The 11,951-nt window shown below is 36.2% G+C and carries 9 protein-coding genes; 3 read left to right on the forward strand and 6 right to left on the reverse strand.

Features of this window, described 5'->3' with window-relative positions:
- Window positions 1-357: transposase (locus tag A5844_RS03615; RefSeq protein WP_143353700.1), on the forward strand; the 357-nt coding region annotated here is incomplete at its 5' end.
- Between the two features lie 166 nt (window positions 358-523).
- On the opposite strand, the gene asnS is transcribed toward A5844_RS03615, so the two are convergent.
- The 6 genes from asnS to A5844_RS03645 form a co-directional block, all read right to left on the reverse strand.
- Window positions 524-1,822: an asparagine--tRNA ligase gene (asnS, locus tag A5844_RS03620; protein ID WP_086283914.1), complete on the reverse strand. Its 1,299-nt coding sequence runs from the start codon at window positions 1,820-1,822 to the stop codon at window positions 524-526.
- Between the two features lie 32 nt (window positions 1,823-1,854).
- Window positions 1,855-3,045 carry a pyridoxal phosphate-dependent aminotransferase gene (locus tag A5844_RS03625; RefSeq protein ID WP_086283915.1) on the reverse strand — a complete coding sequence of 397 codons (1,191 nt, stop codon included), beginning with the start codon at window positions 3,043-3,045 and terminating at the stop codon, window positions 1,855-1,857.
- 19 nt (window positions 3,046-3,064) lie between these two features.
- A complete protein-coding gene (locus A5844_RS03630) occupies window positions 3,065-3,568 on the reverse strand; it encodes a cell wall elongation regulator TseB-like domain-containing protein (protein WP_086283916.1) in 504 nt (167 codons plus the stop codon).
- Between the two features lie 76 nt (window positions 3,569-3,644).
- Window positions 3,645-6,425, reverse strand: coding sequence for a helicase C-terminal domain-containing protein (locus A5844_RS03635; protein WP_179190530.1), 2,781 nt, complete (start codon window positions 6,423-6,425; stop codon window positions 3,645-3,647).
- 209 nt (window positions 6,426-6,634) lie between these two features.
- Complete coding sequence (locus tag A5844_RS03640; RefSeq protein WP_005875554.1) at window positions 6,635-6,835, reverse strand: cold-shock protein; 201 nt, start codon at window positions 6,833-6,835, stop codon at window positions 6,635-6,637.
- Between the two features lie 439 nt (window positions 6,836-7,274).
- Window positions 7,275-8,381 (reverse strand): baeRF6 domain-containing protein, encoded by a 1,107-nt coding sequence (locus tag A5844_RS03645; protein WP_086283918.1) that lies wholly within the window; start codon window positions 8,379-8,381, stop codon window positions 7,275-7,277.
- A 455-nt stretch (window positions 8,382-8,836) separates the two neighbouring features.
- On the opposite strand from A5844_RS03645, the gene A5844_RS03650 reads away from it, so the two are divergent.
- Both A5844_RS03650 and A5844_RS03655 read left to right on the forward strand, forming a co-directional pair.
- On the forward strand, window positions 8,837-10,144 hold the full coding sequence (locus A5844_RS03650; protein WP_086283919.1) for a serine hydrolase: 1,308 nt from the start codon (window positions 8,837-8,839) through the stop codon (window positions 10,142-10,144).
- A 360-nt stretch (window positions 10,145-10,504) separates the two neighbouring features.
- Window positions 10,505-11,707 carry a YdcF family protein gene (locus A5844_RS03655; RefSeq protein ID WP_086283920.1) on the forward strand — a complete coding sequence of 401 codons (1,203 nt, stop codon included), beginning with the start codon at window positions 10,505-10,507 and terminating at the stop codon, window positions 11,705-11,707.
- Window positions 11,708-11,951: the final 244 nt, after the last annotated feature.

The following is an 11,951-nucleotide window of genomic DNA, read 5'->3' on the forward strand; positions in this document are numbered from 1 at the left end:
GCTTATGACACTTGTCAACTCCTTCTCTATCACTATAAACAAAAAGAGACGAACGACTTTTTCGAAGTGGTGAATACCTTAGATACCCAGCTTCCTGAGTGGTTTCGCAAGAAACTTACTTTCTTCAATAAATATAGAAAAGGAATCAAGAATGCCTTCCAAACACCCTATAGTAACGGGGCCTTGGAAGGGACAAACAATAAAATCAAGGTCATCAAACGAGTCGCTTATGGTTACCGTAATTTCCTCCATTTTCGTGACCGTATTTACTTGATTCAGGGCTTGGTTTTCCAAGTTCAATCCAAAACAAAAAAGAATCAATCGAAGCGTATTTCTGCTTCGATTGATTCTCGATGAAATTCTTTCAATTTGAACTCACCAACACTACTTGTCGAAGAGCCCGTTTTTTGACTTATATCTGAGTATATCCTACTTCTGACCTATAAACAAACGATGCTTACTCAGCTGCTGATCCTTAGCATTCTTTGTTTCTATCTAGATCAACTCGCTCTTTTGTTTCCACTTATGGGTAAATACGATTCAATAGGCGTGGGAATGGGATTGCTTCACGTACGTGATCAATACCTGCAATCCAAGTTACCGTACGTTCTAAACCTAAACCAAATCCTGAATGAGGAACTGATCCATACTTACGTAAATCTAGATACCAAGAATATTCTTTTTCATCTAATCCATGATTTCGGATTTGTTCTAATAAGAAATCATAATCTGTGGCACGTTCACTTCCACCGATGATTTCACCATAGCCTTCTGGTGCAATCATATCTGCACAAATTACAACATCGTCTCTAGTTGGATGAGGTTTCATGTAAAATGGTTTGATTGCTTTTGGATAATTCAAGATAAAGACAGGTTGTTCAAATGAATTGGCAATAAATGTTTCATGTGGTGAGCCAAAATCATCTCCCCACTCAATATCATCAAACCCATTTTTCTTCAATAATTCAATGGCATCATCATATGTGATACGTGGGAAAGGTAGTTTGGTATATGTTTTCAAGACTTCTTTGTCACGCTCTAATACATCTAATGCATATTCACAATGATCCAAGACATTTTGGACTAAAAATGCGACATATTGTTCTTGGACTTCCAAACTTTCTTCTTGGTGCATAAATGCCATTTCTGGTTCGATCATCCAAAACTCAATCAAATGACGACGTGTTTTGGATTTTTCTGCACGGAATGTTGGACCAAATGAAAATACTTTACCAAAAGCCATTGCGGCTGCTTCCATATAAAGCTGTCCACTTTGTGAAAGATATGCTTTTTGATCAAAGTAATTTGTTTCAAACAAATCAGTCGTTCCTTCTGGCGCTGAACCAGTTAAAATCGGTGGATCAATTTTAACAAAATGATTATTATTGAAAAATTCATAAGTCGCACGAATGATTTCATTTCTGATTTGCATAATTGCATGTTGACGTGAAGAACGTAACCATAGATGGCGATGGTCCATCAAAAAATCTGTTCCATGTTCTTTTGGTGTGATTGGGTAGTCATGACTTTCACTCACTACTTCAATATTGGTAATACCGATTTCGTAACCAAATTTTGAGCGGCTGTCTTCACGAATTTCTCCCGTAACAAGAATCGATGTTTCTTGAGAAAGATTTTTTGCTGTCTGGAAGACTTCTTCTGATACTTCGCTTTTTACGACAACCCCTTGGAAATACGCTGTCCCATCTCTTAATTGTAAAAATGCGATTTTTCCGCTTGAACGTTTATTTGCGACCCATGCACCAATGGTCACTGTTTCACCTACATGTTTTTTTGAATCGATGATTTGAATTTGTTCCACGTATGATTCTCCTTTATCCTCTAAGTTAAGGGTTAATTTTGACTTTTACTCTCAATAAATTGCTTGATACGACGTACTGCTTCTTCTAATGTCGCCAGATCAGTTGCATAACTTAAGCGTACATTCTCCGAAGCACCAAAGCCTTCGCCTGTCACCAATGCCACCCCAGTATCTTCTAATAAGTCTTCCACCCACTGAGTGACATTATCATAGCCACACAAGTTCAATGTTTCCTTGACATTAGGAAACAAATAAAAGGCTCCTTGAGGTTTTTGGATGGCAACTCCTGGTAAGTCAGCTACTAGTGGATACACGATCTCCAAACGTTCTTCAAATGCTTGGCGCATCTCTTCTACTGTATCCTGTTCACCAGTCAAAGCTTCAACTGCTGCATATTGACTGACCGCAGTTGGATTACTTGTTGACTGCGAGGCCACAGCGATCATACCATTAATGATTTCTTGATTTCCCACCGCATATCCAATACGCCAGCCTGTCATTGCATAGGTCTTGGAAACGCCATTAATGATAACTGTTTGTTGGCGAATCGCTTCTGAGATTGTTGCAATCGGAGTAAACTCATTGTTATTATAAACCAAACGTCCGTAAATATCATCAGCAACTATTAAAATATCATTTTTTACTGCCCATTCACCAATAAGTTGCAATTCTTCTTTCGTATAAATCATCCCTGTCGGATTAGATGGAGAATTAATAATCACTGCTTGAGTTTTAGCTGAACGTGCAGCTTCTAATTGGTCGACCGTCACTTTCCATCCATTGGTTTCCTGACCTGTTACAAAAACTGGGACACCATCTGCCAACTTGACTTGTTCGCCATAGCTGACCCAGTAAGGGACAGGAATGATCACTTCATCTCCTGGATCCAGAATGGTCTGAAACAGAGCATATAAAGCAAATTTAGCTCCGTCCGTTACAATAGTTTCTGAAGTCTTATAAATCAATCCATAATATGCTTTTAAATAGGTGACGATTGCTTGTCGTAATTCAGGTATTCCTGCAGTTGGCGTATAGTAACTAGCTTGCCCACTTCTAATTGCTTGGACTGCCGCTTCTTGAATATTCTCTGGTGTTGCAAAGTCCGGTTCACCGACTGTCAAACTCAAAATGTCATGGCCTTGTGCTTTGAGTGCCTTCGCTTTTGCTGCTGTAGCAAGTGTGACAGAAGGTTCCAAACGTTCCACTCTTTTTGATTGTTTCATCCCACTCATCCTTTGCCTTTTAGATTCCTTTAATCGTTTTGACTTCTTCTCCTGTTTCAAATGAAAGTAAATAGTAATTCAATCGATTTTCTGAGTCTTTACTGGTGATTTCCCATACCGGTTGATCTTTATACATGCCTAAAGAAACTTTTTCAAATTGCACTTCTGGATGAGCCTTGGCGATTTCTTGCTTTGCTTGTTTTTCAGTTAGACCCTTTGTTTGATCCAATACTTTAATTTTATCACCGGATTTTGGAATGATGACCACGATATTTTGTCCTTTGTCGTTTTTACCTGTTAAAGAAAAATACGTTTCTTCTCGTGTAAACCAGTAAAATCGATCCACTTCCTTAAGATCCGCATATTGCTCAGCAAGTGCTGTCGCCTCTTTTTTTGCTTGGCTCATTGGACGGCTAGACCGTAAATAAAAAATAGAACTAAATACGATCACTGTTAATAGAAAAATGATCAGGCCTAATAATATATAATTGATAGTTTTTTCTTTTTCTGTCTTTTTATTCAAGGACGGTCGCTCCTTTTTTATTCACTGATTTTTATTATAACAGATTTTTAAATGAAAAAAGGCAACGAATGGCGGTTTATTCTTCTTTTTTACTTAAGAATTGACCAAGATCCTGACAAATTGTTTCAAAAGAAGCTTCTCGAACGAGTAGTTTCTTTGGTAACGCTCGAATGATCCTTCCACCATATTTTGCTGTGATAAGTCGACGGTCCAAAATCAACAAGACTCCTTTATCTTTTTCTGAACGAATCAATCGTCCAAGAGCTTGTCTGACTTTTAACGCAGCTTTAGGCAGTGATTCTTGATAAAAAGGATTGATTCCTTCTGATTCTAAATAGGCATTTCTTGCTTTTACCATTGGTCGAAGTGGATTATCAAAAGGTAACCGTGTGATTACAACTAGTTGCAATGCATCTCCGGGAAGATCTACTCCTTCCCAAAAACTGTCTGCTCCAAACAAAACACTCATATCTGAAAGAACAAAACGTTTCAATAATTTTTCCCGACTGCCACCAATTCCTTGTGCCAAGATTTCTCGCCCATGTTCTAACATAGTTAGATGCATCCGTTGGTAGACTTTTTGTAATATTTCATGAGAGGTAAACAACACTAAAATGGGTCTTCTTTCCTGTTGGATCAATCGAGTCAGTGTCTCTTCCAAATAAGTCACATAGTCATCGTTACTGATTTGATTGACTTCAGGCGCTTCCTTCGGTACATAAACTCTCACTTGTCGTTCATAATCATAAGGCGAAGCAATTATTTTTAGTGGTGCACCCTCAATTCCTAAGCGTTTTGCTAAATATTTCCGATCTGGACCAACCTTTAATGTGCCACCAATATATAGAATACGCGTATACCTTTGATACCAAACAGTTTGTGGCAGTAATGCTGCATTAAAATCATGGAGATGGAAAATAGTTTGTAGTGGAGTATTCCCTGGTACAAACCAATGGATCAGATTCTCCTGCCAATCTTCTAGCCATTCACCCATAAAAATGGCTTGCTGTTCCAAACGATCGAATAAATTATATAAACTAGCAAGATCAAGGCGCATCTTTTTGGTCCAGCTTTCTTGAACGATTTCCAACTTATTTTTTATGCTTGTCTGGAGTTCTCTGATCTCTTGATAAAATAAATGAAGATGATCAATCGCCATACTTGCTTCAAAAGATAGAAGTTCGAGCATTTCTTTTGTGATCATGACTTCTTCAGGATAGGCTCGGCTATTCTGTTGGCTTATTATTTCCATCAATCCTTCAGCAAGGTAAAGTTGTGCTTCACGTAACGCAGTCAATTCTTCTTTATAGATCGAAAATAAACGCAAACTTTCATGATCCGAAGCTAAATAGTCTTTGAAACGATCAAAGAGTCGATCGGGTTCCTCTACTAATTGGACTTCTTTATTGAAATAGGCAAGACTTACTCGTTGATCTGTCACCTTTTCTGCAATTTCAGGTAAATGATGAGCTTCATCGATCAATAAATAAGGACTTTCAGGCAGTAGTGGCTTTTTTCGTTGCGTTTCTTGAACTAAAAAAGCATGATTGACGATCAAAAAATTACTTTGCTGAATTTTTTTCTCTAAGAAACGGATAAAATCTTGTTCATAAAATCCCTGTTTTCTTGATAAAAAGGCCGTACCACGGTGAGCAATATCTTCAAAAAAGACATGGTTCAAGTTGGTTAGATGTAATTCATCTAAGTCCCCCGTTTTCGTTTGAGTCAGCCAAACAAGAACCGCCATTTGATACAATGCATATTGTTTTTGTCCTTTTGGTTCAATCAAGGTTGCTTTAAAACGTTGCAAATCAATGTAATGCCGATAACTTTTTATCAATGTTGCTTGGATTGGACGATCCAAAAGCTGGTTCAGCAGTGGAATATCTTTTTCCATGATCTGTTCTTGCAATACAAGGGAGACTGTACTGATGATCGCTGGTTTTTCTGGTGTCGCTAAATAGCTGAGGGGAAGCAAATAACCAATGGTTTTCCCCATGCCGGTAGCTGCTTCAATCATTAAATCTTTTGATTCATCTTTTGTAAAATGATCATAGACCGCATTCATCAATCGGTTTTGCTCTTTTCGATAGATCAGTGTTTTTCCAAATATTTTTTCTTTCGCTTGTTTTTTTCTAGGATATTCTGATTGTGCATAATAATTTTCAGTAAACAACTCTACTTGCTTTTTCTGCAAGGCAATTCCTTCTACAATTTCTAAGTTATCAGCTAATGGCTGTGGCTTTTTTTTCATCTCTTCAATAATACGAGTAATAAACGTTCCTGTATCCATCCCAGTTTGCCCACTAAGCTTAGCGATTTGTTCCAAGGTACTCAAAGGCAATTGTCGCATACGCTCCTCGATCAAAAGTAACAGTTGGGCAGTTACTTCCGCATCACTATCGGCTTGATGAGGATTGTCATGGATGAAACCTAGACTTTCCGATAAATCTGTCAAACGAAAACTAGGTTCTGTAGGTAAGAAAATCTGTGCTAATTCTACTGTATCGATACCAGGAATCTTTAAAGGCGCTTGACCACAGCGCTTTAATTCGTGATTTAAAAAATTGTAATCAAAATAGATATTATGGGCTACAAACACCGTATCCGCTAATAGATTGTAAATAGTTTGTGCGACATCTTCAAAATAAGGTGACTGCTGAACCCGTTGATTTGTGATTCCCGTCAAATGTTGGATCTGCTTTGAGATTTTGCGTCCAGGATTGATATCCATCGAAAAACGTGAAGTGATTCGGCCCGCTTCGATCATGACACATCCAAATTGGATAATACGATCTTCTTTTGGATTTGTCCCAGTCGTTTCGATATCAACAACTGCATAAGTTTTCGGTTTCAATATAGCTTCCTCTTCTCTTACCTCTAGTGTTCTTTTGAAATTATACTACAAAACGATTAAAATTTCTTTGTTCACTTTTCAGCTTGTTGACATAAGGGTTCTTCATATTTTGAATACTAACAACCTTACTAAAAACCATCACCCAGATAAAACAAAAAAGCCTAGAAAACGAAAATCGTTTTCTAGGCTTTTATTTAGTAGTGGGTTAATTAAGCTTTAACAACGTTTGTTGCTTGAGGGCCACGTTGACCTTCTTCAACATCAAAGTTTACTGTTTGGCCTTCTTCTAAAGTTTTAAATCCGTCACCTTGGATAGCTGAAAAATGAACGAATACGTCGTTTCCGTTTTCTGCTGTGATGAAACCAAAACCTTTTTCTGAGTTAAACCATTTCACTGTACCTGTTTCCATAATAAAAATCCTCCTTGTGTTCAAAACACATATTTTGCAATTACTTGAATCGTGTAGATCTGGAAGATGTTTATTTGAAACAAGCTACCACAGATTACCGAAAAGAAACTACATATTTAGTGTATCACAGTCTTCAGAAATTAGCTATAGATTTCTTCTCTTTTTTTCACTTTTCTCAACAATAAACGGATAAAATGAATGTTTTATTCACTCTCTCACAAAAAATTTTATTATTGGAAGTTGCTTTTATGAGAAAGTACACCAAAGTATAGCATACATGGAGGTTACAGAGATATGTTGCATACGAAAGACTTATCAGAAAAAACCACAGATATTCAGAAATGAATTCTTTATTTCTGAACTCTGCGGTTTTTTTCTATAGATATACATATTTTTTAGTTGTTTCGAAGCTAGCTAAAAGAAACCTTATAAATTATGTTTAGTAGCGAAGAATCGCCACTAGACTTTTTTCATCTGGCGCATCTTTTTGATCTAAGATAAATACTTCTCCACCATTCATAATGACATTATCAGCTAGTTCATTCAATACTTGACGGCGATCGTATTCTGTTTCAGGATCTTCACCAAAGCCGTCGACTAAATTAGAAGTAGCAATGAACAAGTAGGAAATTTTTCCTTCTTTGGCTGCCGGAACGATATCGACTAGTTGATCAATAAATTTTTTATCCAATAACTTATTGTAACTACTTGCTTCTTTTTCAGCCAATTCAGCGGATAATTTCTTCACACCCGCTTCAATTTCTTTCAAAGAAAGTTGTGCAGGTGAAGCAGAGATTGCGACATCTGAGTGATAGTAAGGATTTTTTGCTATTTTTTTGAACATAGTTTGATTTTCAGGTAAGGCAAATAAATAAATGGGCCATTTTTCAGGATTTTCAAATTTATCTCTAAGAAATTCATCTACTGCCTGATAGTAATTCACCCAATCGATTTCTACTTCTTCATCTTTTGCACTTACACCATGGAATCTAGTTCCTTCACTTCCGTTAGATGTATAATTCAAACTGCCGCCAGTCAATTCCGAGCCTAAGGCAGTTACCACATCAACAGGAGCTCCTTCTGGTAATGACACTTCTGATACTTGTTTATTTTGGACTTCAAACATTTTTATCGAATCTCGATTTAATCCTAATACATAATATGAATAGTTAAAGTGTCGATTCTTGATGATTGCTAATAGATATGGTAAATCACTAACGTAGTATTGATCATCCACTGGGATACTTAGTCGATGGATAAATGTTTTTTCTGGAGAAAAAATAACAGCTACACTGGTTCCTGCACTGCGCCAAAACGAATGATCATCCAGCAATTTCTCGATTTTTTCTTGAAATACGGACCAGTCATGCTCTGTATATTTTTTTTCAAAGCGTTTCTTGGCTTCTTTTGCAAAGTTCTTAAACTTGATTTGATCTTTTTCCACATCTTGATGAGCTACATGGGTATTTAGCATGATTGTAATAAACGGACCTTTGGCACCTTCTGAAGTCAATTGTGACAGTAATTCTTTATCGATTTTTGCCATAAACGTACCCTCCTAAAAATCATTTCTTAAATACTTCTATTTAAAGTCTACCACAAGAAATTTTATCGATACAATAAAACGAATTCAAAATGAAAAAACGCCTTGTTATTTAAATTCTTATCGTACCATTCATACTTTTTTCATCTTTTATTCAAATGCCTACAGGCTTTCTTAGGTGTTTCTTCAAAAATAAATAGTATCATAAATAAAAATAAAAAAACGAGGTGTTAGGATGCACTTATTAATGATTTTTAGTTTATTAAGTATGATTGGTTTTCTTCTTTTCAGCGCTTCTTGTCTGAATGAGTCTGATCTTCAACCAGCGAAGATTCCCAAGAAAAAATAGTTAGAGCCTATAATATCTAAAGTTTTTTTCAGAATCATTGAAACTGCGTTGGCTCTCTGATAAAATTTTAATTTGTAGGCACACAAATTAGAATACAAGGAGATCGGATATGACCACAAAGAAAAGACGTTTCATTTTACTGGTAGCAAGTCTTATTTTAACCTTAAGTACTTTATTACCAGCACTGTCTGTAAATGCAGATGATAGTTTTTCTGTTAATGCAAAAGCTGCTTTCGCAGTTGATGCCAATAGCGGAAAAATTTTATATGATCAAGATGGAGAAAAAACAATGGGGATTGCCTCTATCTCGAAAATCATTGGTCTTTATATCGTACTTGATCAAATCAAAGAAGGAAAATTATCATGGGATGATGAAGTATCGATTTCCGATTATGCTGAAACATTAAGTATGACACCTGATTTATCAAACGTTCCCTTACATCAGGAAAATAAGTATACTGTAAAAGAATTGTTTGATTCAGCTTTGATTCAATCAGCGAATGCTTCAATGGTAGCCTTAGCTGAAAAAATTGCTGGTAGTGAGTCAGCCTTTTTAGAAGTGATGAATACCCAATTGAAAGAATGGGGCATCAAGGATGCAACAATCGTCAACGTTTCTGGTCTAAACAACACTTATCTAGGTGCTAATCGCCCAGATGGCACTGGAGAAAATGACGAAAATCAGATGTCAGCAAAAGATGTTGCTATCGTTGCACGTCATCTTTTGTTGGATTTTCCAGAAGTATTAGAGGTCACAAGTACAACAACAAAAATGTTTGGTGAAAACACACAATCTCCTGTTGAAATGGTCAACTGGAACTGGATGCTTCCAGGATTTGTCAATTATAAAGAAGGTGTCGATGGTCTTAAAACAGGAACAACAGAATTTGCTGGTGCATGTTTTGTTGGCACAATGAACAAAGATGGGCAGCGAATTATTACTGTCGTCTTGAACGTTGAAGGCCACGAACAAAATCCAAGCGTACGTTTTTCTGAAACTTCTCGCTTGATGGATTATTGCTATGATAACTGGTCGATCAAAGAGCTTGGCAAAGCTAATGCCAGTATCCCCTCTTTGAAATCAATTGACGTAAAAGACGGGAAAGAAACTTCTGTCAACGTCGTACTGAAAAATCCAGTCAAAGTGTGGGTCAGAAATGACATGGACACAGGAAAATTAACGATCACACCAACACTGAATGAAAAAAGAGTAACAAACAACGAAGTAATGGCGCCAATTGCTAAGGGAACAGCTATTGGTACGGCTACAGTCTCATTAGCTGACGATAAATTGGGTTATTTATCAGACAGCGAAGCTCCTTCTACTGATATCATCGCAGCTAGCACAGTTGAAAAAGCAAATATTTTCGTGATTGGTTGGCGAAATGTCGTAGATTTTTTCAGTAATTTATTCTAGTTGAATACTCCTTTCAAACTTAAGCGTTATTGCTTATCTTAGTTTGAATAAAAAAAGCCGAATACTTTCAAAATAGTTTTTCTATTTTCGAAAGTACTCGGTTTTTTTAGTTAACTACAATCATTTTCCTATATTGATCTATTCATTCATCAAAACTAAGCATAAATTGATTTTTTTCTTTTTATAAAAGCTTTTTTTATGAATTTTCGTTATACTGTATAAGGTAGATTCTCACATCTTTCACTCATCAAGTAGACATGGAAAGTCATCTACACATTTATGCGATTTATATTGTTCAGCAAGACTATCTCTTAGGCTGTTCATTTTTTCGTAGTTAATTCGTAAAAAGGAGTTGGTTAAATGAACTTAACTAGGGATCTGATTTTTTCAATCCTCTATGTTTTAGGCACGACAGGTATTATTTATTGGCGGAAGCAGCAGAAAGACCCTGCTTTATTTTTTTATTGTGGCACATGGACCTTTGCAGTCATGTTGACATATTTTATCGTACTAGAAATTTTTTATTCAAGTTTTTATTTTATATTTCCCTTGATTTTCTTTAGTATCTTTGCTTTTTCTTATTTTACTGAAAAACGTCGGTTGATCAATGGACTATTGTTCAACATCTTCTTGATTAGTTTCGGTACTTATTTGCTATTATTACTTTTTGAAACACAAAATATATTTATTGGTGGATTGATTGCGTTAATTGCTGTACCAGTGTTATTAGTTTTACTTTTCGGTGTTTATCTATTGATTGTCTTCTTATTTTGGAATGGAATTGTTGTTTTGAAGAGAGAGTCACGTTCTGTAGCCAATCTTTTAACGTTACTACTGGGAGTTTTCCTGACTCTTTTCTTGATTTTTAATTTTTTCCTATTAAGCTATTTACCAACATGGGCAAATATCCTCTTTTCTGCTGTTCCAGGTATTTTGATTTATTTGTTCATTGTCTTTTATAACTTTTTAACTGTTTCATTTTTATATCAATTCAATCGACCACGTTACAATCAAGATTACATCATCGTATTAGGTGCAGGATTGATCAATGGTGAAACAGTTTCGCCACTTTTAGCAAAACGTATCGACAAAGCAATTGCTTTTTACCGTGCACAAAGTAAAGCAACATTGAATCCACCCATCTTGCTAATGTCTGGAGGACAAGGTCAGGATGAAAAAGTACCTGAATCCATTGCAATGAAAAATTATGCCATGGAGAAAGGCATCCCTGAAAGAGATATTTTAGTTGAAACAAACTCAACAACTACTCTTGAAAATATGCTTTTCTCAAAAGAATTGATGGATAAACAATCAAACGGCAGCTATCAAGCTATTTTCAGTTCGAATAACTACCATATATTTCGAGCAGGCCTCTTTGCCAAACAAGCCAATCTAAAAGCCAATGGTATTGGAGCTAAAACTGCTTTTTATTATTTGCCAAATGCTTTTTTAAGAGAATATGTCGCTATTCTCATGTTGCATAAAAAACGCCATTTGATCTTCTGTGGAGCCATTATACTACTAGCCACTTTAATGGCCCTACTCACACTATTTGTTGGGTAAGTAAGGTTGTGAAAGAAGGAGGCTGACTTGAGCAGCAAGAAAAAATCTCAGAAAATAGCTTTTCATATTTTGTGAGATTTTAGCTTATTGCCGAAGGTCACCTGCTTGAACACCGTTTATCAGAGGTTGTGAAAGTAGCGCTCTACACTTGAGGCATAAGGAAAGAAAATAGAAAATGGCTCCTCACATTTTTTATTTTTTTGACTCATGACCAAAGTGTAGCTACTTGAACACCGTTTATAGA

It is taken from the genome of Candidatus Enterococcus wittei, assembly GCF_002140175.1.
GTDB classification, from domain to species: Bacteria; Bacillota; Bacilli; order Lactobacillales; family Enterococcaceae; genus Enterococcus_B; species Enterococcus_B wittei.